This is a genomic window from Kocuria massiliensis (assembly GCF_900169715.1).
Taxonomy (GTDB): Bacteria; Actinomycetota; Actinomycetes; order Actinomycetales; family Micrococcaceae; genus Rothia; species Rothia massiliensis.
The window spans coordinates 873,939-900,804 of sequence record NZ_LT835161.1 but is presented as its reverse complement, the minus strand read 5'-3'; the positions used below and the strand labels follow the sequence as shown (position 1 = coordinate 900,804).

Sequence of the window (26,866 nt, the reverse complement as noted above, 5' to 3'; positions counted from 1 at the left end):
GCTATGACCTTGCCTCTCCGGGAAGAGTCGCCCGATCCAACGCCTCTGCCCAGTGCAGGGCCCCTGCCTTCAGATCTTCCAATTCACGGTACATACCTGAAGCTAGTCGGTCGGATACGGCCTGTTGGCTAATGCCTAGGCGCTCGGCGATGTGGGCCTGGGTGCCTCCTTCGAGCGCGAGGTCGTAGGCCTCTCGAGTGGTGTGTCGCTGTTTGGACCGAAGCGCGACGACGACGCGCAAGGCGGCCTGAATGCCGGCACCCAAGGGGTCATCTGACACAAAACCCAGGTGGTGCGACCCAGATTTCTTGGCCGCTTCTACCGCCGACCTGGCATTCACGAAGGCCGATCCTCGACCTTCCCTCGCCGTGTCAGGCAAGGGCAGATCGATCTGACCTTGGCCAATGCCACAGTGCCAGGTTCCCATGATGGCAAGACCGAGAGCGCACGTCAGTGCCGCGGCGGCGTCGTCGAAAACGGCTTGGGCCTCATCTCCCGCCGTGCGATCGAAGCCCACGAGGGCCCGGTTTGCACCGTCTACCTCGTCGAGACTCGGCACCGCGTCGCTTTCACATCGGGAACCCACTTGGTCAACGGTCAGAACGAACATAGAACGATCCTCTCACCCGGGACCACATCAAACAAGCCTTAAACCCGGTATATCAAATAACCGGGTTTAAGGCTTGTTTAATGAATTACCGGGATGCTGCATGCACCCGTTCTATTCAGCGGCCTCGAAGCGCGGGAAAATCCCCTCGGGCTTCGGCAAGGGCGTTCCAGGCTCGATTCGATCGCTTAAGGCTGCGAAGACCCGGCGGTTGCCCTCCGGTTGCCCCAACTGGCCCAGAAGTTTCTCCATAGACTCGGGCATGACCGGCTGGACCAAAATTCCGACGATGCGAAGACACTCGACCGTCACGTACAAGACGGTTGCCATACGCTCGGCGTCAGTCTTCCGAAGCTTCCAGGGCTCTTGCGCGGTGAAGTACCTATTAATATCCGCGATGGCTCGCCAAATGCGCTCCAGTGCCCTGTGGTAGTCGAGTTCCTCGAAGTCCGCGCGAACCGCCGGATAGAGGTTGTCAACGGTCTCCAAGATGGACTCATCTTCCGCGGTTAAGACGCCGGGAGTGGGAACGGTCCCCTCACAATTCTTGGCGATCATGGACAACGAACGTTGTGCCAAATTGCCGAGGTCGTTGGCAAGGTCGGAATTGATACGGGAAATGATGGCTTCGGCGCTATACGAACCATCCTGACCGAAGGTCACCTCGCGCAAAAGGAAAAAGCGCAGGGGGTCGACACCGAAGCTATCGACCAATTGCGCCGGATCGAGCACGTTGCCGACCGACTTGGACATCTTGGCACCATCCACCAGGAGGAACCCATGGGCGAAGACGCGGCGCGGAACGTCGAGGCCGGCGGACCATAGGAAGGCCGGCCAATAAATGGAGTGAAAGCGTGTGATGTCTTTGCCGATGACGTGGTAGTTGGCCGGCCAATAGGAGCGGTACATGTCGCTCTCCGTATCGGGGAAACCCACGCCGGTGAGGTAATTGGTGAGGGCATCGACCCACACGTACATGATGTGTTTGTCATTGCCCGGAACCGGAACTCCCCAATCGAAGGTCGTCCGCGAAATGGAGAGGTCCCGAAGACCGGACTTCACGAACGAGGCGACCTCATTGCGCCGATACTCCGGGTACACCAAACCTTCGGTGGAATAGAGCTCCAGGAGACGATCCTGATACTTCGACAACCGGAAGAAGTATGACTCCTCTTCGGTCCATTCCACCTCGGTGTCGGTCGGAATGGCGTACCGAATGCCGTCCGCACGAACTTCGGTCTCTTCCTCGGCGTAGTAGGCCTCATCACGAACGGAATACCATCCCTCGTACTTGTCGAGATAGATATCGCCATTGGCCTCCATACGACGCCACATTTCCTGGCTCGCGGCCATGTGGTCTTCGTCGGTGGTGCGAATGAACCGGTCATAGCTGATGCCGAGGAGGTCATCCATTTTCCGGATTTTCGCCGAGTTCGCGTCGGCGAGTTCCTTCGGAGTCACGCCCTGTTTGTGAGCCGAAGTCTGCATCTTCTGGCCATGCTCATCCGTGCCCGTCATAAAGCGGACGTCGAATCCGTCGAGGCGCTTGAAACGCGCCATGACGTCCGTCGCAATGTGCTCATACGCGTGACCAATGTGGGGATCCCCATTGGGATAAACGATCGCGGTGGTGATGTAAAACGGCTCGGCAGGCGTGGAAGTCATGGCTCCTACTCTAAAGCAGACTCGAGTTCAGACTGACTCGGTCTGAGGTCTGTGGACGACAAACTGGGGCATACAGACGCCGGCCAGGTCCCGTTCGGACGAGGCCGGCGTCTGCGTCGGCTCAAGGACGCTGCCCTATTCCGCCAAGGAGACGGAGGCCGCCAAGTCGGCGTCGATCGTCGTCTTGATCGATGCCAGCAGTTCTGGCGTGGCGGCCGAATCGAGGGCGAGGACCGAGAAAGCCCGCTGTTCCTTGGACGGGTCCGAGCTACTCGAGACCTGCATGCCCGCGATGTTGATGCTCGCGGTTCCCAGCAATGTTCCCATCGCCGCGATGACACCGGGACGATCGCGATAGTCCAAGAAGAGCATGTTCTCTGTCAGGGCGACCTCGAAATCGAAACCGTTGATCCCTGTGAGCTTTTCCACGAGTTTGGGCCCGGTCACGGTTCCCGAGACGCTGACCCGCGAACCATCCGCGAGGATTGCCGAGAGTGTGGTCTCGTTGCGGAATCCCTCGACCTCGTGCGTTGTGGTCAACGACGTTTCGACGCCTCGCTGTTCCGCGATCCCCGGCGCATTGACGTAGGAGACCTTCTCAGAAATGACATCGGTGAAGACGCCCTTGAGAGCGGCGAGCTTGAGTGACGACACATCGCGATCCGCGATCTCCCCCGCGATCTTGACCTCGACGCTGGCGAGGGCGGAATCTTGGGTCAATGACGTCAGCACGCGACCGAGCTTCTCCGCCAACGGGATACCGGGACGCACTTCGGCGTCGATTGGTCCACCGGCCACGTTGACCGCGTCGGGCACGAGTTCGCCTTCCAGGGCCAACTTCACCGACTTTGCGACGGAAATTCCGGCCTTCTCCTGGGCTTCCACCGTGGAAGCACCAAGGTGAGGCGTGGTCACCACGTTATCTAGCCCCACGAAGTCAACGTCCTCGGCAGGCTCGGACACGTAGACGTCAATGGCTGCCCCGGCAATGGTCTTGTTCTTCAAGGCCTGAGCCAGATCGTCCTCGTCAATGAGGCCTCCGCGGGCCACGTTGACCACCAAGGCCGAGGGCTTCATGAGCTCAAACGCCTTGGCATCGACCATTCCGACCGTCTCGGGGGTCTTGGGCATGTGAATCGTGATGATGTCCGACTCACGGAACAACGTCTCGAGGTCCACCATGCTGGCACCGAGCGAGGCCGCGCGCGAGCCACTCACGAACGGATCGTAGGCCAGGATCTCCGTGCCGAAGCTTTGCAGACGCTCAGCCACCAGGCCGCCAATCCGGCCCAAGCCGATGATGCCGACCTTCTTCTCGAAGAGCTCCACACCGGTGTACTTCGAGCGCTTCCACTCCCCTGCCCGCATCGAGGCATCGGCGGCAGAAATATTGCGGCACAGGCCAAGAATGTGTCCGACCGTCAATTCCGCGGCAGAAATGATATTCGACGTCGGCGCGTTGACGACCATCACACCGGAAGCGGTGGCCGCCGCGATATCAACGTTATCGAGGCCGACGCCGGCTCGGGCAACGACCTTGAGATTCTTCGCCGCGGCAAAGGCCTCGGCATCCAATCGGGTCGCGGAACGAATCATGATGGCGTCGACGTCGGCGATGTCGCGAAGCAACTCGTCACGGTTGGCGCCATGGGTGGAACGAATCTCGAAACCGGCGCCGAGCGCGTCCACGGTCGCGGGAGAAAGCTCTTCGGCGAGAAGAACCACGGGGGTCTGGGTCACTGGTAGTTCCCTTCGAACTATTGAGTGGGGTGGAAGTGGTGGAAGGAGCACTCACGACGGCGGCCGGCCATCCGTGATGTCGGATGACCGGCCGCGTCGGGTGTCACCGATCGATGGCGATCAGCGAGCCGCCGAACCGTCGGTGTAGTCAGCATCGCTGGACTTCCAGGAGAAGAGCTTCCTCAATTCCTGGCCGGTCTTCTCGATCGGGTGCGAAGCCCCCTTCTCCCGCAGCTCCTTGAACTCCTTGGCGCCATTGGCCTGGTCATCCATGAAGCGCTGAGCGAAGGTGCCATCCTGAATGTCCGAGAGGACCTCCTTCATGTGGTCCTTGACATCCGGGGTGACCACGCGGGGGCCGGAGACGTAGTCACCGTATTCGGCTGTATCGGAGCAGGACCAACGCTGCTTGGTGATTCCACCTTCGTTGATGAGGTCCACGATCAGCTTCAGCTCGTGGCACACCTCAAAGTAGGCGATCTCCGGCTGGTATCCGGCCTCGGTCAGCGTCTCGAAGCCATACTGGATCAACTGCGACACACCGCCGCAGAGAACGGCCTGCTCACCGAAGAGGTCCGATTCCGTCTCCTCGGTAAAGGTGGTCTTGATGACGCCGGCACGAGTCGCTCCCAGGCCCTTGGCATAGGCCAGAGCCAACTCGAAGGCCTTACCTGAGGCGTCAACTTCCACGGCAACGAGGGCCGGAACCGCACGGCCCGCTTCGAATTCACGGCGTACGGTGTGACCGGGGCCCTTCGGGGCGACCATGGCGACGTCCACGCCATCGAGCGGCTTGATGTACCCAAAACGGATGTTGAATCCGTGAGCGAAGAACAAGGCATCGCCCGGCTGAAGATTCGGCTCAATGGATTCCTTGTAGAGCTGCGCCTGAACCTGGTCCGGGGTCAGGATCATGATGACGTCGGCTTCCTCGACGGCCTCGGCGACCGTGAGCACCCGCAATCCCTCGGCTTCGGCCTTGGCACGCGAGGATGAACCCTCCGCGAGGCCGATGCGCACGTCGACGCCCGAATCGCGGAGGTTCAGAGCGTGTGCGTGCCCCTGGGAACCGTAGCCAATGATGGCGACGGAGCGATCCTGAATTGCCGCGAGGTTTGCGTCGTCGTCGTAAAAGATGTCAGCCATGAGATTGAGAACTCCTCTGATCTTCTCCGCGGGCCGGTGCCCGCAGTATCTGGTCGTTGTGGACCGAGCCACCAGTTTTCACCCTAGTAGGCCGGTCCCCCACGCAACGGTTGGACACCGTCACGTGACGAATATGTGAACTCTTCGCGGAAATATGTTTCGCGGAGACTTAGTAACGGAGGGCCTTCTCGCTCATGGACCGCGCGCCGCGGCCCATGCCGAGAGTCCCGGCGCGCACGATCTCGCGCACACCGAAGGGCTCCAAAATTTCCAAAAACGCCCGCAATTTTTCAGACGCTCCGGTGGCCTCGATAATGACGGACTCTGTGGAGACGTCGACAATCTGGGCGCGGAATAGGTCGGCGGCCTGCGTGACCTGTATGCGTGTTGCCGCATCGGCACGAACCTTGACCATGATGTGATCTCGCTGCACCGAAGTTTCCGATGGCAGCTCCACAATTTTCAACACGTGAATCAACTTGTTGAGTTGTTTGGTGACCTGCTCGAGCAGGACCCCGTCCGCGTCGACGACCACGGTGATCCGAGAGATTCCCGGGACCTCGGTGCCACCCACGGCGAGGGAGTCAATATTGAACTGGCGGCGGGCGAAGAGGCCCGAAACGCGGGCAAGGACTCCGGGGGTGTCCTCGACCAGAACAGACAGCGTATGACGTGACATGAATTATTCCTCCGTGTTCCAGTCGGGCGAGGTGTCCTTGGCGATTTGAATCGCGTCGTTCGAGACTCCCGCAGGCACCATGGGCCACACCATCGCGTCCGGGCTCACGGTGAAGTCAATCAAGACGGGACGATCGTTGATGTCGAGCGCCTTCCGGATGGTGGCATCGACGTCGTCGTCGCCTTCACAGCGGAATGCCGCGCATCCATAAGCCTCCGCGAGCTTGACAAAGTCGGGGATTCTGACGGTGTCGTGCCCGGTGTTCAAATGGGTGTTGGAATACCGACCGTCGTAGAACAAGGTCTGCCACTGCCGCACCATACCGAGCGAGGAATTGTTGATGACCGCGATTTTGATCGGGATGTTGTTGAGCACGCAGGTTGCGAGTTCCTGGTTCGTCATCTGGAAACAGCCGTCTCCGTCGATGGCCCACACCACTCGGTCCGGATTACCCACCTTGGCTCCCATAGCGGCCGGGATCGAATAGCCCATGGTGCCCAAGCCGGCAGAGTTCAGCCACTGATGCGGACGTTCATACTGAATGAACTGCGCCGACCACATCTGGTGTTGGCCGACGCCGGAAACATACACGGCCTCCGGTCCGGTGATCTGTCCGATTCGCTCGATCACGTACTGCGGCGAGCCCAGTCCGTCGTCGGTGGGCACGTACCCCAACGGGTACTCTTCCTTGATGCGGTTGAGCACCGCCCACCAGCCACCCAGATCGGGAGCACCTGCACTCTCAAAGACCTCGCCAATCGCTTCGGTCAATTCAGGGAGGACCACCTTGAGATCGCCAACGATCGGCACATCGGCGGCCCGGATCTTGGAGATTTCCGCAGGGTCAACGTCCACGTGCACCACCTTCGCCTTTTGGGCAAAGGAGTCCACGACGCCGGTCACGCGGTCATCGAAGCGCGCCCCTAGAGCCACGAGCACGTCGGCTTCCTGCATGGCCGAGACCGCCGGAACGGAACCATGCATCCCCGGCATGCCCAAATGATGAGGGTCGGAATCGGGGAACACGCCGCGGGCCGTCAAGGTCGTCACGACGGGTGCGTCTGTCAGCCGAACCAATTCGGCCAATTCTTCTGAGGCGTGGGCACGCATGGCGCCCCCACCGACATACAGAACGGGACGTTCCGCGGCCGCCATGAGCTTAGCGGCCTCGCGAACCTGTTTGTGGTGACCTCGGACGACGGGTCGGTACCCCCGCAATTGCATCTCCACGGGCCAGGTGAAATCCATGAGGCCTTGTTGCGCGTCCTTGGTGATATCGACCAGCACCGGCCCCGGTCGACCCGTCGACGCTAGGTGAAAGGCCTCGGTCAGCAAGCGCGGAATGTCCTGCGCGCTGGATGCCATGAAGGAATGCTTGGTAATGGGCATGGTCATGCCCACGATGTCCGCTTCTTGGAAGGCATCGGTGCCCAGAACCTTGGAGCCAACCTGGCCGGTGATCGCGACCATGGGAACCGAATCCATGTGGGCATCGGCCAAGGCTGTGACGAGGTTGGTCGCCCCGGGGCCACTCGTCGCAATGCAAACACCGACTTTTCCCGTGACGAGCGCATAGCCTTCGGCCGCGTGTCCGGCACCCTGCTCGTGGCGGACGAGAATGTGCCGAATGCTCTCCGAGTCCATCAAGGGGTCGTACGTTGGAAGAATGGCGCCGCCAGGCAACCCGAAGACGTCGGTGACACCGAGCTTCTCGAGCGTGCGAATGACCGCTTCCGAACCCGTGATTCGTGGGGCGCTGCTCGGCGATCCGGATGTCGAGGCAGCAACCGTGGCCGGCGTGACCGACGATTCGTTGCTCATGTGATGGTCCTTCTGCTCTGGTAATCGGTTCTGCTATTCGGGCTCGAGGCCACGTTTCGGCCCCTCCGTGCCCTACAGGTCCGGTGAGACCGTGCCTGACACGAAAAAACCCCTCAACCTAGGTGCTGGTGAGGGGTAGCGCGGTTCGAATTTCGACGAAGTCTAGGCCCGACGTCCCGCGCGACCCGCAATAATGAGCGAGACGCGTACGTCAGATAGAACGACGAAATTGTGCTGTGCCATGGATTCATAATCTGTGTCGGGCGCCGAGACGGTCAAAAACGTATCAAAATGTGAAACCGGTGACACTGACACCAGGCTCCGCATCGACACGGAGCGTCACGGCTCGTCATCATGCAAACAGGAGCCCATCGACGAAATGTGCCGATGATCGTCCACAGTTTGTACGCAACCGGCCAGTAGGACTATTCACGTCGTTAGAATCGGCACCATGCCCCGCGAAACGGAACCTACTACCGTCCTCTCCGAGCGATTGCGCGATGTCTTCGATCGACATGTCATGAATTACGGCGCGTACAACCTCGTGTACACCACCGGAATTGAGCATCGCGCCGAATCGCCCATGACTCCTACCCTCGCGGAGGATTCGGGGCACTTTATCGTGGGATACCGCCGGGCACCCTCGGAAATCGTCATCGTCCCCATGGACACCAACCGAATGCATGCCATCGGGGTCCCCGTCGCCATCGACAACACCAATCTCGTCCAGGCGGCGGCCTCATCCAGCGACTCTTTCTCCTTGGAAACGACATCTGGCGCCGTCTTCGATCTGAAGGTCTCGCCCCTGTCGGAGGTCGACACGCCCCACGGCACCGAGATACTCGAGCAAGAAGCTGATCGTGAGGACTTTCTCGACTACATTCGAGAGATTTCTGCTTTCTAACGTTCAGTGCATCACAATGCGGCACCTCAACTTGCACCGGCTTCTCGCCCTGCGTATAGTTTCAGTTCGTTGCCGAAGCGCCAGGCTGTGTGTCTGAGCGTGGAAAGGTAGGCGCCTCTAGCTCAATTGGCAGAGCAATTGACTCTTAATCAATGGGTTCCGGGTTCGAGTCCCGGGGGGCGCACGGAAGCACTCCGTGCTTCTCACCCAAATGCAACACGCGCCTCTAGCTCAATTGGCAGAGCAATTGACTCTTAATCAATGGGTTCCGGGTTCGAGTCCCGGGGGGCGCACCAGAAATAGCCCGATCCTTTCTCAAGGATCGGGCATTTTTGTCTTTGCTGGTCGATGCACCGTGCCTCGGGGCGTGCCCCTCTTACGACGCCGGAACGTCCGACGGCAGCGGCTCGGCCGACGGCGTCGGGTCATCCATACGACGAGAAGCGACGTCTTCGGCAACCCACCGCGACTCCAGGGGCAGGCTTTCCATGGTCTCGTTGACCACCGTGAGAGGCATGGTATCCGTATCCGAGAGGTCGCGGATCACCTGCTCCAAAGCCTCACGTAACTCTCCATGGTTCAGAACGCCGGTGCCGGCAAGCTCTTCCTCGATGGCCGTAGCTTTGGCCAAAGCGTCGCGCCCCTTGTCGGTCATCACGAGCAGATAGCTTCGACGGTCCATGGTGCTTCGCTGACGCGCGATGTGACCGTGGGCTTCCAATCGAGTGAGAGTCTTCCCCATTGTCTGCGCTTGGACACCGACTTTGTGGGCGGTCTGCGCCTGGGTCAAACTTCCCTCACGACTGATAACGTCCAAGGCCATGACGCCCGCGTGGGTGAGTCCCAGCGATTGAAGCTGGCGATTCCAATTGTGCTCCAGCATGCGCGCTGCGGTGGACATCAACCGGCTGATCGACCATTCCTGGATGTGAGGCATGCAGGCGATTATAGGCGGTCGTCACCGACCCAAAGCTCAGTAGCGACCACATATTACGGGTGAGCATCATTAGAATCAGGGAAACGAGGAGAAACCCCACCATCGATGGGAAGGACATCACATGAGCACGCCCCACCGCCTTACCCCCGGAGACACCGCCCCCGCTTTCAGCGCCGAAGATTCCCGCGGGGAAACGGTGTCCTTGAAAGACTTTGCCGGCTCCCGCGTGGTCGTCTACTTCTACCCCAAGGCCTCCACTCCGGGTTGCACCACGGAAGCCTGCGATTTTCGTGACAATCTGGAGTCGCTAGCGTCACACGGCTACACAGTCGTCGGCATCTCCCCGGATAAGCCGGCCGCGCTCGAGAAGTTCACGTCCGAACAGGAACTCAATTTTCCGTTGCTTTCCGACCCCGACCACGAGATCGCCGAAGCATACGGCGCTTGGGGCGAGAAGAAGAACTACGGCAAGGTCTCCGTCGGCCTCATCCGTTCGACCGTCGTCATCGATGAGGACGGCACGGTCGTGGCAGCGCAGTACAACGTCCGGGCAAAAGGCCACGTTGCCAAGTTACGCCGAGACCTAGGGATCGATTCCTAAGGTCCACGGAGGCCTTCCGGCGGTGCCGAGACATGCCCAGTTCGCCACGGTGGCTCATGTAGACTGTGGTGTCACCGAATTGGTCGGCCAGCGCGAGTGGTGAAATTGGCAGACACGCAGGATTTAGGTTCCTGTGCCGTAAGGCGTGCGGGTTCAAGTCCCGCCTCGCGCACCAACATGACGTTCCGGTTCCCCTCTGGGAAAGCGACCGCGGGAACGTTCCAGAAGAGAAGAGACATCGAGCAAACAGACCCCTGGGTTGCTTCGATCGACCGAGGAGATGACGAGTGGCCCCGACGCGACGAAGCCTTCTGACCGGTTCGCTGGGCGTCGCAGGCATTGCATTGGCGGGCTGTTCCTCGTCCCGAGAATCTTCCGCTCCCAGCTCAGGCGCTTCTGCCAGCGCGACGAAGCAGGCCGAAGTTCCCTTCACCTTTGGGAATGCGGCGGCCGCACCGACTCTGGACCCTTCCATTACCTCCAGTTTGGAGACGTCGCGGATTTCGGCGCAGGTTCTCGAGACGCTCGTTGCGGCAGACCCGGATACGGGCAAGCCCACTCCAGGTTTGGCGACCGAGTGGACCTCCTCAAAGGACGGTTTGACCTACACCTTCACCCTCCGGCGTAATGTCACTTTTCACGACGGCACCAAGTTGACGGCCGACGTCGTGCGCAAGAACTTTGACCGCTGGGCCAAGAACACCGACACCGAGCAGGTCAATCAAACCGCTTACCAGACAATCTTTCGCTCGACGGCCGCCGACGGCAAGGCTCAGCAGACGATCTACCGTTCCTGCACGGCGCTCGACGATCACACCGTCGAACTGAAGATCAGCACTCCATACCCCTCCATCGTGAAAGCCCTGACGCAACCTGCCTTTGGCATAGGCTCACCTCAGGCCTTTGCCGATCACGAGAAGTTCGGTTCGCACCCCGTGGGGACGGGGCCCTTCCTGATGGAATCGTGGGATGGCCACACGGCGAAACTTTCACGTTTTCCGGATTACTGGGGCACCTCTGCACACATCACCCAGCTGACATTCCTGACTGTACCGAGCTCCCAAAAGCGCTATTACGAATTATTGGCTCAGTCGGTCGATGCCTATGACCAGGTCGGCATCGACGATTTCGTCAATCTCGCGCGACGCGGCTACCAAATCCAACAACGGGACCCGTATTCGGTGGCCTTTGTGACCATGAATCAGAAGGCTGGCCCGTTGGCGGACGTCAACGTTCGACGGGCGGCGGCCCACGCCTTGGGGCGCTCCCAGATTGCGTCCACGCAGTACCCCAACGGCACCAACGTCGCCAACGATTTCGTGCCCGAACTTTTCAAGATGGGAGGGGAAGATACCTCGTCGGCCTACCGCCAGGACCAAGGGCTGTCTAAGAGGCTGCTGGCAGAGTCGGGTTACAAGGGCGAAGAACTCCAGTTCTACTACCCCACCAACGTCTCCCTGGCGTACATCCAGCAGCCAGAGGCGGTGTTCGCGAAGATCGCCGGTGACCTCACCTCGGTCGGCTTCACCATCAAGCCCATGCCCATTCGTTGGGACGACGACTATCTCAGCAAGATTAATTCCGCGAACTCTGACAGGGCTTTCGCGCTCACCGGGTACATGGGCGCCTACCGGGACCCTGATGACTTCATCTCCCCCCTCTTCCGTCAAGACAACCCGCAATTTGGCTTCACGGATCAGCAACTCTTCGATCACGTTCACCGCGCCGCGGGCCTACCGGACGGCGACGAACGCTCGGATCTGTACAAGAAGGTCAATGAGGACATCGCCGAGATCATGCCGGCCATTCCGATTGCGTACCCGGTGTCAGCGGTGGCTCTAAGCCCAAAGGTCATTTCCTATCCTCTGGCCGCGACCGGCGTCGAGAACCTTTCTCTCGTGGAACTCAGGAAAGACTCCTAAGTCACGCATCAGTGTTCCAAGCATCACACTAATTAGTTACGCCTTCGTTCGACCGCTCCCCCTCTGAGCGATAACCTGAAGTGAGTTTGCGTCACAAATACCCTTTGTTGACGCCGCTCCACCCGTTGCTTGATAACGGGGCACCGACCGCATCATCACGCGGAATCCACAGCACAGGAGAGATCCAGAGTGACACGAACTCACACGACCGACGTCGTCCTCGTTGGGGGCGGCATCATGAGCGCCACGCTCGGCGTCCTACTCAAGGAACTAGAACCGAATTGGGACATCACCGTGCTCGAGCGATTGGACCGAGTCGGAGCTGAGAGTTCCAACGCGTGGAACAACGCCGGTACCGGGCACTCTGCCTTGTGCGAGCTGAACTATTCCCCGATGGGCGCGGACGGGACCGTTGATCCCGCCAAGGCCCTGAACATCAACGAACAGTTCCAGACCAGCCGTCAGTTCTGGACGTCGTTGATCGAGCAAAACAAGTTGACGGACTCGTCGTTCATCAATTCGGTCCCGCATATGTCCCTGGTCTTTGGCCAAGACCACAGCGACTACCTCGCCAAGCGCTATAAGGCACTGAACTCCCAGAAGTTATTCGAGCGCATGCAATTCACGCGTGACCCCGAGAAGATCGCTGAGTGGGCTCCGCTCACCATGAAGGGGCGTTCGGACGACCAACCGATCGCGGCGAATTACTCCCCCGAGGGAACGGATGTCGATTTCGGCAACCTGACCCGACAGATGATCAGCCACCTCGAGGCCGAAGGTGCCGACGTTCGCTTCGGTTATCAGGTGGACGATCTCCGTCAGGAGTCGGATGGCTCGTGGAGCCTGATGGCACGCAACCGCCTCAATACGGAAGACAACGTTTTGGTGCGCGCCAAATTCGTCTTCCTCGGTGCAGGCGGCGGCGCGTTGCCCCTCTTGCAGAAGTCTGGCATCCCCGAAGGCAAGGGCTTCGGTGGTTTCCCGGTATCCGGCCTGTTCCTCCGCAATTCGCGCGAGGAGACCGCCGAACAGCACAACGCCAAGGTATACGGGCAAGCATCTGTGGGCGCCCCGCCCATGTCGGTCCCCCACCTGGACACCCGTTGGGTGGATGGAAAGCGCTCGTTGCTCTTTGGCCCGTACGCCGGATTCAAGACGAACTTCCTCAAACAGGGTTCCTATCTGGATCTCTTCAAGTCGGTCAAGTTCGACAACCTCTACCCGATGACGCGAGCCGGCCTGGACAACTTGGGTCTCGTCAAGTACCTCCTCACGGAACTGGCCAAGGGTGAAAAGTCACACGTCGAGGCGCTGCGGGAGTACTACCCCTCGGCCGACGGCTCGGAATGGGACCTCATCGAGGCGGGACAGCGCGTTCAGGTCATGCGCAAGGATGCCAAGCGCGGTGGCGTGTTGCAGTTCGGTACCGAGCTCATCACCAAGGGAGACGGCTCGATTGCCGCGTTGTTGGGAGCCTCCCCCGGCGCGTCGACCGCTGTTCCGATCATGCTGAACCTCGTCAAGAAGTGTTTCCCGGATCATGTGGACGGGTGGGCACCCCGCATCAAGGAATTGGTGCCGGCCTATGGCCACCGCCTCAACGACGAGCCTGAGCTCGCCGACGAAATCATGGCCCACACCGCCAAGGTCCTGGGTATCAAGAACTAGGTTTCGCCGACGACGAGTTGATGGACGGCGTCCGGTTTCCCTTCTGGGGAACCGGACGCCGTTGTTTTGGCACCGGATTTAATACCGGAAAGACACAAAGCCACAACATACGGTGGGTGTATCGCTTGACCGTTCAACCTTTCGGGTAGGTTGTAGGCAGGCTACTGACGTAGCATCACACTGCACCGCGCGAGCTGCTCGCCATCACGAAACCACGGGGTCGTTGATCGATGGACCTTTCCGAACAAACTATTCAGAAGTCAGACGGCGCACGTCGCGCCGGTCACCAAGACAAGGCCACGAGTCTGACACAAATTAGCAAGCCGGGTTGGGGATACGTCTTTAAGCGGTCTCTCAATTCCTTCTCCGGCAACGGCGTCACCGACCTTGCGGCGTCCCTGACGTACTTTGCCGTGCTCTCGCTTTTCCCTGGGCTATTGGCCGTCGTCTCACTGCTGGGCGTTTTTGGTCAGGGCGATACGACGACGCACGCCATTTTGGATTTCATTCGACCGTACGCTCCTGAAGAGCTCATGGCACTGATCAAGGAGCCGATCACTCAGTTGACCAGCTCCACCGGGGCGGGCATCGTCGCCTTGATCACCGGTGTGGTTGGCGCACTGTGGACGGCTTCCGGGTACGTCGGTGGTTTCGGACGAGCGTTAAACCGGATTTACGGCGTCGTCGAAGGTCGTCCGATCTGGAAGTTGCGCCCGATCAATCTTTTGGTCACCTTCGTCATGGTCGTGATTGTCGTGGTCATGATGCTCATGATTCTCCTGTCGGGCAACGTCCTGCACCTCATGGGTGACTGGATTGGGCTCGGTGATACCGCTGTGTCCGTCTGGAGCTGGGCACGCTGGGTGGTTTTGGTCGTCCTGACCATCGTCTTGATCGCTTTGCTGTACTACGCGACCCCCAACGTCAAACAGCCCAAGCTTCATTGGCTGAGCCCGGGCGCTATTCTCGCGCTGGTCGTCATGGGCGTCGCCGGCGTCGGTTTTGGCTTCTACGTGTCGAATTTCGGTAGCTACAACGCGACGTACGGCACGATCGGTGGCGTCATCGTGATGTTGCTCTTCATCTGGATCATGAACAACGTCTTGCTCTTCGGCGCGGTGCTCGACTCCGAGCTCGAGCGTGCTCGCGAACTCGAGGCGGGCATGCGTGCGGAGGACCAATTGCAGTTGCCTCCGCGGGACACCCGCCAGGCCCACAAGCAGCTCGAGGCCCGGCAGAAGTTCGTGGACGAAGGCCGCAAATTGCGCCTGCGCAACGACCGACTCGACTATTCCGAGGAGTAGATCGTGCCGAGTCTTCGGTGGACCCGCGTCCCCGCCCGGAAGGGTGGCGGCGCGGGTTTTCCGCCTCTGTTCCTTATCCATGGATTCGCGACGACGGCGTCCCAGTGCTGGGTATCCACCGGGTGGATTCGGCGTCTCGGCGCGGACCGGGACCTCATCCTGGGACAGCTTCCTTGGCATGATGACGAGTATCTGACTGAGGCCCTCCAGGATTTCGGCTCCCCGGAAGGCTTTGACTTCCACGACATTCCGCTCCAGGATTCCCCGGACGTGCATCTGACGGCCGACGACGTAGTCGACGCGCTCTCCGAAGCCATCCGGATGATCGTGTCCCAGCACGGCGATGACTCCACCGGGGTCGACCTCCTCGGGTACTCCCTCGGTGCCCGATTGGCCTGGGACCTTGCCGCAAACGAATCCCACCTTGTCCGTCGAGTGTGCCTCGGCGGGCTCCCGGCCACGGACCGTCTCGCGGAAGTATCCCGAGCCATCTCCCAGAGCAGAAGCAGCGCCATGGGGAATGGCCCGCGCGACCCCATACTCGAGCCGTCAGGGCCCGCCGCAGAGTCCCCTTCGCCACAGGTACGGGAGGTTCTCAACTTCGTAGAATCGTCTCCCCTGGACCGAGCACTCCTGGAGCGGTGCGCGGACCGGTTAAGCGTCCCCGCATTTTCCCCCGGCGAGGCCAATGTGCCAGGACAACCCACCCTTCTGGTCTCGGGAGAGGCCGATGCCGTCGCCGACGACGGATCGCTCGCTCGCTTATTGCCTGGTGGTAGCCGATACGTCAAACTGCCTCGTCGGACTCACGTCGACGCACTCACCTCGGGTCAATTCGCACGGGCGGTGCGCGCACACCTCGACGCAGATTAAGCCACAAACCGAACAGATCCTGACGCTCAGCGTCGATGTGATTGACTGGTCATGACTATGCGGCCCGATGTCGCAGCGACTATTCCCCCAAGTCGAGGAGGCACCATGCAGAAGGTCCAGGCCGTTATCTCCCGCGCCCAGGATGCGCCGGTCGAGGTGACCACCATCAACGTCCCCGACGCCGGCCCCGGCGAGGCGGTCGTCAAGATTCTGACCTGTGGCGTGTGTCAGACGGATCTCCACTACAAGCGTGGTGGGGTCGGTGATAACTTCCCGTACCTGCTGGGCCATGAGGCATCCGGAATCGTCGAATCGGTCGGCGATGACGTCACCTCGGTCGCTCCAGGGGACCACGTGATCCTCAATTGGCGAGCGGTATGCGGTCAGTGCCGCGCATGCCGCAAGGGTCAGCCCCAATATTGCTTCGACACCCACAATGCGCAGCAGAAGATGACGTTGGAGGACGGCACCGAATTGGAACCCGCATTAGGTATCGGCGCCTTCGCGGAGAAGACCCTGGTTGCCGCCGGGCAATGCACCAAAATTGAAGGCGAGCTGACGACGGATCAGTACGCCGCGGTTGGCTTGTTGGGGTGTGGAATCACCGCTGGTATTGGCGCGGCCATCAATACGGGCCAGGTGGCACGCGGCGAGTCGGTGGCCGTTATTGGTTGTGGCGGCGTCGGTACGGCTGCCATTGCCGGTGCCGCTCTGGCTGGTGCAACCACCATCATCGCGGTAGATATCGACGACGATAAACTCGACACCGCCCGCAGCCTCGGCGCAACGCACACCATCAATTCCAAGAACACCGATCCTGTGGAAGGCATCCGTGAGCTGACCGATGGAAACGGTGCCGATCTGGTGATCGATGCGGTGGGCATCGCTACCACCTTCAAGCAGGCTTTCGAGGCGCGCGATCTCGCGGGCCGCGTTGTTCTCGTGGGAGTTCCTGATCCGGGCACCACCTTGGAGATGCCGTTGGACGAAGTCTTTTCACGCGGAGGATCCATCAAATCTGCATGGTACGGCGACACTTTGCCGTCGCGCGACTTCCCGATGCTGGTGGATCAGTACCGGCTGGGGCGGTTGGACCTCGACGCTTTCGTGTCGGAGACCATCCAACTCGATCAGATTGAGCCTGCCTTCGAGAAGATGCAACAAGGCAAGGTCTTGCGTTCAGTCGTCGAAATCGCGGAGGCGTAATCATGGCGGAAACGACCATTGACCACACGGTCACCAGCGGAACCTTCAGTCTCGATGGCGGTACCTGGGACGTCGAGAATAATGCCTGGGTGGTTGGGGACGCATCTCGGTGCGTCGTCATCGACCCGGCTCATGATCTTGACGCCGTGGCCTCGCTGGTCGGTGACCGCACGGTGGATGCCATCCTCCTCACGCACGCTCACGACGATCATGCGGCCCTCGCTATCGAGGCGGCTCAGCGCTTCGACGCCTCGGTGCACCTGCACCCGGATGACCTACCGCTCTGGACTCTTACTCACGGTGACCCCGCCCCGTCCTTCGAACCATTGCGAGACGGCCACAGCATTTCCGTGGGTGACGCCGAGCTGACGGTGATCCACGTTCCCGGTCACTCCCCGGGGTCGGTGTGTTTCTTCTCCGAAGACCTAGCGTGGCAAGGCAGCTCCCCTGTGCTTTTCTCCGGTGACACGCTGTTTAACGGAGGGCCTGGTGCCACGGGTCGTTCCTACAGCGACTTTTCGACGATCATTGATTCGATCACGGATCGGCTCTTGACCCTCCCGAATGAGACCATCGTATTGACGGGTCACGGCGATTCAACGCGCATTGGCGACGAGGCTCCCCATCGCCAAGAATGGATTGACCGCGGAGAATAGCGCTGGACTGGCTCAGTACCGCTCGGCGTGGCGGCCACCCCAAATGCCCCGTTCAAAGTACTTTCTCCACAAGAGGCCGTACACGTGACTCAACAGCAGATAGGCGGCGGCGCTGAACATCGGGAGCAAAAGGGCAGTGTTGTAGCCCTGAGAATCGCCGAGCACCGCACCCCAGACCAGGCCCAGCCCGGTACCCGCTAAGAGTGCCGCGAAGGTCGAGGTCATCACGAGTTCCAGCGAATCCGCTGGTGTCACCCGAGTCGCCACAGAATCCGTCACGATGAGGCAGATTCCTACGACGACGCCGAGAAAGACGAGTGCGAGAGCCATCGTCGGAATCGAGCCGGGCATAGTGGCCGGCAGCGCGACCAGGGTCAAGGTACAGGCCCAAAAAAGCCATGCTCCCCAGTTGGAGGTTCGGGCCTGGAGAAGATTAATGGCGATGGCCGCCATCAACGAGCTCAGCCCCAGAACCGCGTATAAGAGGCCGACGCCTTCCACGGAATCGAAGTTTTGACTCAAGCTCACGAGCGATGACTGCATGGACCCCAGGAGTAACCCCAAGGTGCCCATTCCGATCACCGGGAACCACATGAGTTTTCGGCGAACACGGTCTCTCTCGAGGTCATCCTCGGTGGCGTTTCTAGGCCTGGGCATCGGTGCCGAACTGTGCCGGAGCCGGGTCAGGGCGAAAGCCGTCACTGTCAGGAGATTGATCGCTGCGACCAGAAGGAGTGTCGCGTGCGCGTGCCACAGCAGGGTCGCGACACCGGTCACTGCGGCTCCGAGGGCGGTTGCGACCACATCGGCCACAGATTCAAACGCCAACGACGAATTCAATAACGATCGGTCCGCGAGGCGGTGGGATTCGCCGGCCCATCGAATCCGGGCCAATGCGGCGACTGGAGCCGATGTGGCCCCGGTGACCAGGCACGACGCGAGAAGCGCGGGGATGGAACCTCCACCTGGCGCCTGAAGCTTCACCGCCTCACTGATCAGCCAGAAGATCGAGACGGCATTACTCAGCACGCAAAAAAGTAAGACGAGACGCTGCCCGAGTTTCTCCGCCACGACGCCGTAGATAGGCACCACGATGGCGATGCTGATGGCTACGACGCCCGCCGCAAACCCGCCGAGGATGATCTCGTTGGTCCATGTGACGATCATGATCAACGTTCCCAGCGGCAGCATGGCGACTGGCAGGCGAGCGAAGACGGAGATCGCCAGGTACCCCAGCCCTGCCAAGCCGGTCAGAAGCCGCAACCGGTCGATCGTGCTCTCGGGACTCCGCTGGGAATTTGTCCCAGTCTCGCCTGGTGCGGGGGGAACCGACGATGTGACAGATCCAGCAGCCACGGGTGGCTCGTTGGTCTTAGGGGTATTGCTCATGCGGTCGTCGACTCCACCGAGGACCCTTGAGGCGCCCTCTTGATCTTCACGTGCTCGGGAATTCTCGTCTTCATGTCGGCCACGTGGCTCACGAGTCCGATGACTCGTCCATTCTCTCGCAACCCGTCGATGGCGTCCATGACGCCCTCAAGAGTGTCTTCATCGAGGGATCCGAATCCTTCGTCCACAAAGAGCGTATCGATCTCGATCCCTCCAGACCGCGCCTGCACGACGTCGGCAAGACCGAGAGCCAGACACAAGGACGCCATAAAGGTTTCGCCCCCTGAGAGGGACGTCGTGGGCCGGGCTTCTGAGGTCCACGCATCAAAAACTTCAAGGCCCAGCCCGGATTTCCTATTGTTGCCGGCGGAAGCGTCGGTATGGCGCAAGCTATACCTGCCGTCCGTCATGGCCAGGAGCCGGACGGTCGCGGCATCGGCAATCTCTTCTAATTGTGCGGCCAAGATGAACGTGGTCAACGGCATCTTTTGAAGATTTTCGCTTCCCAAACCTGCAGCAACATCCGACAGGTCTTTGAGCAATTGAGCCTTGTTCAAGGCGTCCTCGGACTCGCGCCGAAGGATTCGGTCACGTTCTGCGACACGCAGCACGTTGTCCAGACCGTCTCGAAGTTTCGTCTCGCGAATCACGGATTCCTCGTGCCGTTCGGCGGCGGCCGTTGCCGCGCGACGGGACTCCTCCACAGTGTCAGCGTCAGGTCGCTCGTGATCCTCTTCTAGTCGTTCCAGGAAACGTTGGTGCCAGGATGCCGTCCATGCTTCGTCCCAACGCACGAACTCTTGTTCGTCACCGCGGATGGATTCTTCGAGGGCTTCCAACTCCTCGTGAGAAAGCTCGGACTCAGACACGTGCTCCTGATCCCGGAACGGGCTCTTCTCTAATGCTTTTCGGTAAGTGGATTCCAGGTCAGCGTCGAATGTGGCGGCCGTCTCGAGCTGTGCACGACGCATCGCCGCTTCCGCGCGCATGGACTTCAGCTGGTCAACGCGGCTCGACATCGAGTGGACTTTTTCTCGGTCCGGAGACTCCGCCAAGGTCGCGGTCAAGGCATCGCGACGGCGAGCCAATTCTTCGATACGCGAGACCAATCCGGACTTTTCCAGAGCGAGCCGGTGCGCATTGTCTTGTTCGGCCTGAAGTGTCCCCTGGAGATCAGCCTGCTTCTTCTCAAGGTCCCCCAGACGCTGCACCCGTTCCTGAACCGTCTCATAGGCGAGGTTTGCCTGACGGTACGATTCCTCGGCCGCGGAAACCTCCCCCAGGGCTCCCTGAGCCTGGAGCTCGTCCAAGCTCTTTCGGAGTCCCGCAAGAAGTTCGCCAACCTGACGGACGGACGCTTCGGCTCGCTCGCGTTGTTGAGAGGCTCGGTCGATCTCCTCCTGCCCAATCTCGACGGGCGACTCGCCCTGGGATTCCGTGGCTGGCCGTGGGTGCTCGAGTGAACCACAGACCGGACAAGGGCTCTCCTCTGTGAGGTCGTCCGCCAGTACCATCACCGCCTGCCGGAACCTCTGCTCCATCAACACGTTGACGCGCTCCGACGCCTCGCGGCGGTTCCGCTCGGCCCTCTCCAAATCCTTCTCGGCCTCATGACATTGGACCCGAACGTCGGCTGCACGGCGAGTGACCGTCAAAATCGCATCGGCCTCGGTGCGCGCCACGGATAAATCGGACAGCCGTTCAGCGTCTTTCCGAGCGTCGGCCGCCTCCTGATCTATGTGGAGCAACGAATTCTGAACCGATTCGATGCGCTGGGCAGTACGTTCCTCTTGCCGTCGGGCTTCCTCCAGCCGTCTCGTTGGGTCCTTAATCGCGAGCGCAAGCTCGTCGACCTCCGCGTACCGCTGTTCGATCTGGCGCAATGACTCCTTGCGGCGGTCCAATAGGGCGCCGTAGGCGTCGTCGTGCTCGGAGTTCAGACGGAAAGGGTCTTCCCAGTAGCGAGTCTCGATGGTGAGGTCTGATTCATTCTCGCCGCTCAGGCGCATGGGCTCGGCCGCTACCTCGCGCATGGAGCTCACGACGTGGCCCAGCTGGTCCCGCTTGTTGGCGGTCTCCGCGCAAGCTTTGCGCCATCGTTCGAACGATTCCGTGACGGGTTGCGCCGCCTGGGCGGCCCGAACGGTGGCCTTTCGGTTCGACAGAGTCTTGGCCGCTTCGTCGACGCGGCGCTTCCGCTCGAGGAGCCTGTCGTGTTCGGCCCATTCGTCGACCGATCGCTCGAGTCTCTCGGCCCGACGACGCGCATCGGTCACCGATTCACCAAGTTCCCGACGTCGCTCCGCGGCCTCTTGTCGCGCCGTCTCCAGCAGCTTGGCGGTCAGATCCAGGTTGATCGATTCGCTCGTAGCTTGTTGGCCCGCAGCGTCTTGGCCTACATCCAACCGTTCGAGGAGGGTGATCACTTCACGACGAGCGGATTCGGATTCCGATGCCAGAAGGTTGATGGCTTCCTCGGCCTCTCCTGCCCGGTCCTTAAGGACATCACGAAGGTCTCGGTACAGGTCTATGGGAAAGAGCTTGGCCAGGAGCTCTTCGCGGTCATTGGATGAGGCGGTGAGGAATCGGGCGAAGTCACCTTGGGGCAACATCACGACCTGGGAGAACTGTTGCAGAGTCAAGCCGAAGATCCCCAAGATCAAGGTGGCCGTCTCGTCGATGCGGTAGGACAAGACCTCCCAGGGCGATTCGTCCTCGCTCGACCACGCGTCCGTCGGGCATCGCGACAGGAGGACTGTTGCGTGCTGTTTGCTCCATCCCGCTTTCGCCCGGGTAGAGGGTTTCTGCCATTCGGGGGTCCGCCGGATGCGATACCGGTACCCGCCGACGCTGAATTCCATGGCGACATACGGTTCGTTTCCGGGCTGTGCAAAATCCGAGTGCATTCCCTTGGATCCAGAGCCCGACGACCGACTCGTGGAGCCGTAGAGAGCGAAACAGATCGCATCGAAAATGGTGGATTTGCCCGCACCGGTGGGACCGCTCAGCAGGAAGAGCCCAGCTTGGTTGAGGCGCTCAAAATCTATTCGTTCGGTTCCTGGGAACGGACCGATGGCGGAAAATTCCAGGCTGTGGATTCTCATGCGTGGTCCCCCTGCGCTTCGGTGGATGCGGACGAACCTGCTTCAGTTTGAGCTAGTCGTCGTTCCGCCTCTCGGATGCCCGATTCCAACAAGCCTCGTTCCGCACCGCTCAATTCACGCCCTCGAACTTGTTCATAGAAAGCACTGCAGGTCTCAAGCGGTGTTCGAACGGCCGCAAGCTTCGTCGCATATCGGGATTCTTCACGGTGGGATAAACCGGTGAAACCCAGTTCGAGGGTTTCCGGGAATCTGGTTCTGAGGCGTTCCATGGGATGAGCCGGCCTTTGCGTGTCTGTGAGTTTCACTTGGCACCAGCACGACTCAGCCCAGGCAAATTTTTCAGAGGCCAAGAGCTCTTCCAAGGTCCCACTGATCCTGGCCAATGGCACGGTATGCCGCCATTGCCCCGCCTCAACGGTGAGTTCGGTTCCAGCGGTGTCGATCAACCAATATCCCTTGGTATGCCGAGCCTCCGAGAAGGAAAACGCCAAGGGTGAGCCGCTGTATCGCACGTTGGGAAGTAGTTTCTGACGGCCGTGGAGATGCCCCAAGGCGGCGTAATCAAACCGTTCGAAAATTCGTGCGGAAACGACGCCGAGGTTGCCGGCCTCGAGGGTCCGTTCCGACTCGCTGCTGACGCCCCCGCTGGCGAAACAGTGCGCCATGATGATGGCGTGGGTCGCACTCCGCTCCTGGCGATCCGCCCAAGCGGCGTCCACCGCGGCCGTCAAGACCGAAGGGTGAGTAGGTTCGGCCCCCAGAGCCGGGGCGGAGGAGCGAGGATCTAGGTACGGCACTCCGTACACCAGGGTTCCATCGCTGAGGGTGACGGGCCGGTTGATGTCTTCCACCCTGGTACGGAGGTGCACCCCCACATCGCTCAAGAGCTCAGAGGCGAACCCCAGGCGTGCCGGGGAATCGTGATTACCGCTCGTGATGACGATCTCGATGCCGCGCCGTCGCAGATTGCCAAGGAACCGTGAGAATTGATCGATCACATCGGTGCGAGGGGACGCTTGGTCGTAGACATCTCCCGCGATGAGGACTGCCCCGACTCGGTGATCCTCGCACACCTCGATGATCTCTCGACACAGCGCTTCTTGGTCCTGAAAAAGGGACCGTCCGTGGAAGGAGCGACCCAGATGCAAGTCCGATGTGTGAAGGATTCTCATAACCTCAACCTAACCCGACCGACTGACAAGATAAGCTCCCGCCGCCCCTCGATGCGAAGTTTAGAATGATGGACATGCATATTCCCCCAGGAGAACTCCCCATACTCGACCCGCGGACACCCGGCTACGCGACTCTCCTGGATCGCCTCCTCGCACCGGCCGCAGCGGCGGATGCTCCCCTCGGATTAGGCCCCACAGCCACATTGGCGGGTTTGACCGAAGTTCTCCACTGGGCGATCCGGGGGCAGAGTGCCGATGAAACCGCGTCCGTCTGGCTCGAGTATCTCCGATGGGCCCGGGTCCTGGGTCTTCCCGTGGAATCCGAGGCCCCTGCTCCCCCGAGGTCTGATTGGGAGAACCTAGCCGCTGACGGCGCTTCCTGGAGCACCGATACCCTCGATGCCGCCACCGCCACGGCTCTTCCACTAGCACAGATGCAGTATCCCGCCCGACACGAACTTCCCTGGGCGGATTCGTCGGCTTTCCTCCCGAGGCTAGTGCCGATGGCGCTCTACCCCGTCGCCTCCGTCGCCCACCTGGGCCAATTGGCTGCCAACGTCACCGCATTGACTCACGGTTCCCCTGAGGCCTTGGCCACCGGCGTCGCCTGGGTGATCCTCCTCAGAAGCGTTCTGGGCGCCTCTGACACCGATCGACGCGCACCTGAGATCCTCCGGTCGGCCTGCGCCAGCGTCCTCCAGATGGCGCCTACCGAGCTCGACGACGGACCGGCCACTCAACGTGGTCTCCGCGACCAGTATGCGGCCATGGGAGGGTCGCTTCGCGGAATCGGGGCGCTTTTCGTCAAGGCACCCTGCACGGTGGAGATGTTGCGCGACATCACGCAAAAACACCCTTCATCGCCAACTCGATGGAACACCGACGACGCCCCCGAGTGCGTCCGTGACCTGCATGGAGCGCTGTCAGCGATCCTTGAACACGTGGTGGAGGACTCGATCTCCGCCAGAGCCACGGGCCTCAGCGACGTCGTGCGCGGCGCCCTGAACCAGGACCAGAGGACACGAGTCACCCTTCCCCGAAACATCGACGATCCACTACGCCTGGTCTGGGAACGATGGGTCACTCTGGCTGGGGATGAAGGCCTCCTCGGCTCGTCGACGCACGAGAATGGGTAGTCAGTAGCCGGCGGAGCGGCACGGCTTTCCTACCAGGGAAGCTCGGGTTTATGTTCTTCGAACCACGCGTCGGTGCGCTCGAGGGATTGCCGAACGATGGCCCCGCCTCCGCCGTTGACAATGGCATAACCCACTGATTGCAACGGCATGAGACGGTGAATGATCTTGGCGCGCGCTGCCCAATCCTTCCCCACACATTTGGTCAAAACGTCCCAGCCGTACCAGTTCGCCGCCGACGCAATATCCCACGCGGGATCCCCGATCGCCGTGTGATCCCAGTCGATGACGCCCGTCAATTTATCTTTGGTCCACAGCAGATTATGGCCCGAGAAATCGCCATGAATCACCCTCGGCTCCACGGGGTCCAGGTCTAATACGTCGTCAACAATGCGGTGGGCCATGCGTTGGTTGTCCGTGAAGAGGCGGGGAATCACGGTTTCGCGGAGCGTCGCTTCCCAGTCGTCGCCGCCCCAATGGAAGTGGGCCTTTTCCACGTATGGTCCCAGTTGAACCGCATCGATACGGCCAATCGCTCTGAGAGCTCGTCCCAAGGGTCGCGCGGGAGCCGGCCCAATGTCTCGAGCTTCGCCCGGAATCCACGTCAATCCCACGGCGGTATACCCGGCCCGTGAGATCACCCGGGTCAGGGGTCGCGGAACCTCGAACGGCAAATCACGCGGCAAAGCCCGCAAGATTCTGACACGGCTGTCCATTGCCTTGGCGGCATCGTGGGCTTTAGCTACGCGAACCGACAGGAGATGTCCGGCGTTGACGACGATGTGCGCCGAGCCGTTCGAATGCACCTCCCAATCGTCAGGTTCGACCCGCACACCGGCTTGGTCCAAAACAGCCTTGATGAGGGGGAAGTATCGCATCCGGGCGAACCGAGACATATGAGACACGGAGACTACCTTTGAGCGAGATCCTTGGACAACGCCGCCCGCACGTGAGGAATGATGGCGGTGAAGGCCTTGGCGCGGTGGCTGATGGCGTTCTTCCTCGCCGCCGAAATTTGTGCGGCCGACAATCCGGCTTCGTCACCCTCGAGTTCCGCGGGGGCAAAAATGGGGTCATATCCGAAACCGCCATCACCCGCGACCGCTCGAAGTAACTGACCAGGCATCTCACCGTGTTCAACAGCCTCGAAACCACTCTGGGTCGCCACACTGGCGGCACAGTGAAAATGTCCACCCCGGTGCTCGTCAGCGATATCGGAGAGCTGAGCCAGGAGAAGATCTATGTTTGCTCCGTCGTCTCCATGGCGACCCGACCACCGGGCCGAGAAGATCCCGGGGGCACCCTGCATCACGTCCACGCATAACCCGGAATCGTCCGCAATCGCGACGAGTCCGGTTTGGCGCGCCACGGAACGAGCCTTCAGCAGGGAGTTCTCTGCGAAGGTCACGCCAGTCTCGACGACGTCCTCCGCGCCCACGGTGCCCGCATCGACGACCTGAGTATCGACGTCGAGCCCTTCGATCTGGCCCCGGAGGAGTTCCCGAAGCTCCACGAGCTTCCCCGCATTGTGACTCGCCAAGACGACGCGTGGCGTCTGACTGGCGGCATTCATGCCGCATCTCCCAACGTCTGGCGCTGAATCGCGGCCAATTGCTCGGTCCCCGTGAGAGCCAGATCGAGGAGCGCGTTGAGCTCATCTCTCACGAACGGCGCACCTTCTGCCGTTCCCTGGACCTCGACGAAGGATCCTGAACCCGTGACCACGACGTTCATGTCAGTTTCCGCACGAACATCCTCCACGTAGGGAAGATCCAGCATCGGCACGCCGTCAATAATTCCCACCGACACGGCAGATACGGAATCGATCAGCGGTTGCTTGCGTCGGTCCACGAGGCCCTCTTTCTGGGACCAGGCGATCGCTTCCGCGAGCGCGACGTAGGCTCCGGTGATGGCTGCCGTGCGTGTTCCGCCATCGGCTTGCAGGACGTCACAGTCCAAGACAACGGTGTTTTCACCCAAGGCCTGGGTGTCGATGACGGCGCGGAGTGACCGCCCGATGAGCCTCGAAATCTCGTGGGTGCGTCCGCCGATTTTTCCTTTGACGGATTCTCGCGCAGACCGCGTACTCGTGGCGCGGGGCAACATGGCATATTCTGCGGTAACCCAGCCTTTGCCTTCACCCTTGAGCCATCGCGGCACTCCTTCGGTGAGCGAGGCCGTGCAGAGCACACGGGTGTTGCCAAATTCGATGAGGGCCGAACCCTCGGCGTTTTGGGACCAGCCTCTGGTGATGGAGATCGGCCGGAGCTCATCCACGGCACGACCGTCCGCTCGAGTGGTTGCTTCTGTCGCAGAGGTCTGTGAAGTCATAGTGTCAG

Annotated in this window: 22 protein-coding genes and 3 tRNA genes; 12 read left to right on the top strand and 13 right to left on the bottom strand. The window is 60.7% G+C overall.

Translation table 11 applies throughout. The features are described from left to right. Position 1: 1 nt before the first annotated feature. The 6 genes from B9Y51_RS08360 to B9Y51_RS08335 all read right to left on the bottom strand — a co-directional run bounded on the left by B9Y51_RS08360 (position 2) and on the right by B9Y51_RS08335 (position 7,658). The gene (locus B9Y51_RS08360; protein ID WP_085529387.1) at positions 2 to 610 is read right to left on the bottom strand and encodes a hypothetical protein; all 609 of its coding nucleotides are present in this window, start codon (positions 608 to 610) and stop codon (positions 2 to 4) included. A 111-nt stretch (positions 611 to 721) separates the two neighbouring features. Next, positions 722 to 2,272 carry a methionine--tRNA ligase gene (metG, locus tag B9Y51_RS08355; RefSeq protein ID WP_048678055.1) on the bottom strand — a complete coding sequence of 517 codons (1,551 nt, stop codon included), beginning with the start codon at positions 2,270 to 2,272 and terminating at the stop codon, positions 722 to 724. Between the two features lie 135 nt (positions 2,273 to 2,407). Then, on the bottom strand, positions 2,408 to 4,012 hold the full coding sequence (gene serA / locus B9Y51_RS08350; protein WP_085529386.1) for a phosphoglycerate dehydrogenase: 1,605 nt from the start codon (positions 4,010 to 4,012) through the stop codon (positions 2,408 to 2,410). 120 nt (positions 4,013 to 4,132) lie between these two features. Beyond that, positions 4,133 to 5,158, bottom strand: coding sequence for a ketol-acid reductoisomerase (ilvC, locus tag B9Y51_RS08345; RefSeq protein ID WP_048678051.1), 1,026 nt, complete (start codon positions 5,156 to 5,158; stop codon positions 4,133 to 4,135). Positions 5,159 to 5,327: 169 nt separating this feature from the next. Continuing rightward, on the bottom strand, positions 5,328 to 5,837 hold the full coding sequence (gene ilvN / locus B9Y51_RS08340) for an acetolactate synthase small subunit (protein WP_048678049.1): 510 nt from the start codon (positions 5,835 to 5,837) through the stop codon (positions 5,328 to 5,330). A gap of 3 nt (positions 5,838 to 5,840) precedes the next feature. Beyond that, complete coding sequence (locus tag B9Y51_RS08335; RefSeq protein ID WP_048678048.1) at positions 5,841 to 7,658, bottom strand: acetolactate synthase large subunit; 1,818 nt, start codon at positions 7,656 to 7,658, stop codon at positions 5,841 to 5,843. A 451-nt stretch (positions 7,659 to 8,109) separates the two neighbouring features. On the opposite strand from B9Y51_RS08335, the gene B9Y51_RS08330 reads away from it, so the two are divergent. The 3 genes from B9Y51_RS08330 (at position 8,110) to B9Y51_RS08320 (ending at position 8,858) form a co-directional block, all read left to right on the top strand. Continuing rightward, positions 8,110 to 8,562 (top strand): hypothetical protein, encoded by a 453-nt coding sequence (locus B9Y51_RS08330; RefSeq protein ID WP_085529385.1) that lies wholly within the window; start codon positions 8,110 to 8,112, stop codon positions 8,560 to 8,562. Between the two features lie 111 nt (positions 8,563 to 8,673). Further along, a tRNA-Lys gene (locus B9Y51_RS08325) sits at positions 8,674 to 8,746 on the top strand. 36 nt (positions 8,747 to 8,782) lie between these two features. After that, positions 8,783 to 8,858: transfer RNA gene (locus tag B9Y51_RS08320), tRNA-Lys, on the top strand. Between the two features lie 80 nt (positions 8,859 to 8,938). On the opposite strand, the gene B9Y51_RS08315 is transcribed toward B9Y51_RS08320, so the two are convergent. After that, complete coding sequence (locus tag B9Y51_RS08315) at positions 8,939 to 9,499, bottom strand: MarR family winged helix-turn-helix transcriptional regulator (protein ID WP_245826118.1); 561 nt, start codon at positions 9,497 to 9,499, stop codon at positions 8,939 to 8,941. Between the two features lie 121 nt (positions 9,500 to 9,620). Between B9Y51_RS08315 and bcp the strand changes: the two genes are divergently transcribed. The 8 genes from bcp (at position 9,621) to B9Y51_RS08275 (ending at position 17,729) form a co-directional block, all read left to right on the top strand. Further along, positions 9,621 to 10,100 carry a thioredoxin-dependent thiol peroxidase gene (gene bcp, locus B9Y51_RS08310; protein ID WP_085529383.1) on the top strand — a complete coding sequence of 160 codons (480 nt, stop codon included), beginning with the start codon at positions 9,621 to 9,623 and terminating at the stop codon, positions 10,098 to 10,100. A gap of 90 nt (positions 10,101 to 10,190) precedes the next feature. Continuing rightward, a tRNA-Leu gene (locus B9Y51_RS08305) sits at positions 10,191 to 10,275 on the top strand. Between the two features lie 112 nt (positions 10,276 to 10,387). Beyond that, the gene (locus B9Y51_RS08300; protein ID WP_085529382.1) at positions 10,388 to 12,022 is read left to right on the top strand and encodes an ABC transporter substrate-binding protein; all 1,635 of its coding nucleotides are present in this window, start codon (positions 10,388 to 10,390) and stop codon (positions 12,020 to 12,022) included. Between the two features lie 129 nt (positions 12,023 to 12,151). Continuing rightward, positions 12,152 to 13,690, top strand: coding sequence for a malate:quinone oxidoreductase (locus B9Y51_RS08295; protein WP_425432067.1), 1,539 nt, complete (start codon positions 12,152 to 12,154; stop codon positions 13,688 to 13,690). 230 nt (positions 13,691 to 13,920) lie between these two features. Continuing rightward, positions 13,921 to 14,994 carry a YihY/virulence factor BrkB family protein gene (locus B9Y51_RS08290; protein WP_053089966.1) on the top strand — a complete coding sequence of 358 codons (1,074 nt, stop codon included), beginning with the start codon at positions 13,921 to 13,923 and terminating at the stop codon, positions 14,992 to 14,994. A 3-nt stretch (positions 14,995 to 14,997) separates the two neighbouring features. Further along, positions 14,998 to 15,867 carry an alpha/beta fold hydrolase gene (locus tag B9Y51_RS08285; protein WP_158088279.1) on the top strand — a complete coding sequence of 290 codons (870 nt, stop codon included), beginning with the start codon at positions 14,998 to 15,000 and terminating at the stop codon, positions 15,865 to 15,867. A 105-nt stretch (positions 15,868 to 15,972) separates the two neighbouring features. Beyond that, a complete protein-coding gene (locus B9Y51_RS08280) occupies positions 15,973 to 17,073 on the top strand; it encodes an S-(hydroxymethyl)mycothiol dehydrogenase (RefSeq protein ID WP_048680133.1) in 1,101 nt (366 codons plus the stop codon). 2 nt (positions 17,074 to 17,075) lie between these two features. Continuing rightward, positions 17,076 to 17,729 (top strand): MBL fold metallo-hydrolase, encoded by a 654-nt coding sequence (locus B9Y51_RS08275; RefSeq protein ID WP_085529380.1) that lies wholly within the window; start codon positions 17,076 to 17,078, stop codon positions 17,727 to 17,729. Between the two features lie 12 nt (positions 17,730 to 17,741). Here B9Y51_RS08275 and B9Y51_RS08270 read toward each other — a convergent pair whose 3' ends face one another. The 3 genes from B9Y51_RS08270 to B9Y51_RS08260 are packed head-to-tail and all read right to left on the bottom strand — an operon-like array spanning position 17,742 to position 23,394. After that, the gene (locus B9Y51_RS08270) at positions 17,742 to 19,118 is read right to left on the bottom strand and encodes an MFS transporter (protein ID WP_048680138.1); all 1,377 of its coding nucleotides are present in this window, start codon (positions 19,116 to 19,118) and stop codon (positions 17,742 to 17,744) included. Further along, a complete protein-coding gene (locus B9Y51_RS08265) occupies positions 19,115 to 22,222 on the bottom strand; it encodes an AAA family ATPase (protein ID WP_085529379.1) in 3,108 nt (1,035 codons plus the stop codon). Before B9Y51_RS08265 ends, B9Y51_RS08270 begins: the two co-directional genes overlap by 4 nt. Further along, entirely contained in the window at positions 22,219 to 23,394 is a 1,176-nt protein-coding gene (locus tag B9Y51_RS08260; protein WP_085529378.1) for an exonuclease SbcCD subunit D, read from the bottom strand. The genes B9Y51_RS08265 and B9Y51_RS08260 overlap by 4 nt, the downstream gene beginning before the upstream one ends. A 74-nt stretch (positions 23,395 to 23,468) precedes the next feature. Between B9Y51_RS08260 and B9Y51_RS08255 the strand changes: the two genes are divergently transcribed. After that, on the top strand, positions 23,469 to 24,530 hold the full coding sequence (locus B9Y51_RS08255; RefSeq protein ID WP_158088278.1) for an ADP-ribosylglycohydrolase family protein: 1,062 nt from the start codon (positions 23,469 to 23,471) through the stop codon (positions 24,528 to 24,530). A gap of 29 nt (positions 24,531 to 24,559) precedes the next feature. Here the strand turns inward: B9Y51_RS08255 and B9Y51_RS08250 are convergent, their stop codons facing one another. From B9Y51_RS08250 to rph, 3 genes are read right to left on the bottom strand one after another with little or no spacing between them, the layout of a single operon-like run. Next, a complete protein-coding gene (locus B9Y51_RS08250) occupies positions 24,560 to 25,423 on the bottom strand; it encodes a phosphotransferase (RefSeq protein ID WP_048680150.1) in 864 nt (287 codons plus the stop codon). 14 nt (positions 25,424 to 25,437) lie between these two features. Further along, positions 25,438 to 26,100: a non-canonical purine NTP pyrophosphatase gene (locus B9Y51_RS08245; RefSeq protein ID WP_085529376.1), complete on the bottom strand. Its 663-nt coding sequence runs from the start codon at positions 26,098 to 26,100 to the stop codon at positions 25,438 to 25,440. Continuing rightward, positions 26,097 to 26,858: a ribonuclease PH gene (gene rph / locus B9Y51_RS08240; RefSeq protein ID WP_048680154.1), complete on the bottom strand. Its 762-nt coding sequence runs from the start codon at positions 26,856 to 26,858 to the stop codon at positions 26,097 to 26,099. The genes B9Y51_RS08245 and rph overlap by 4 nt, the downstream gene beginning before the upstream one ends. Positions 26,859 to 26,866 lie beyond the last annotated feature (8 nt).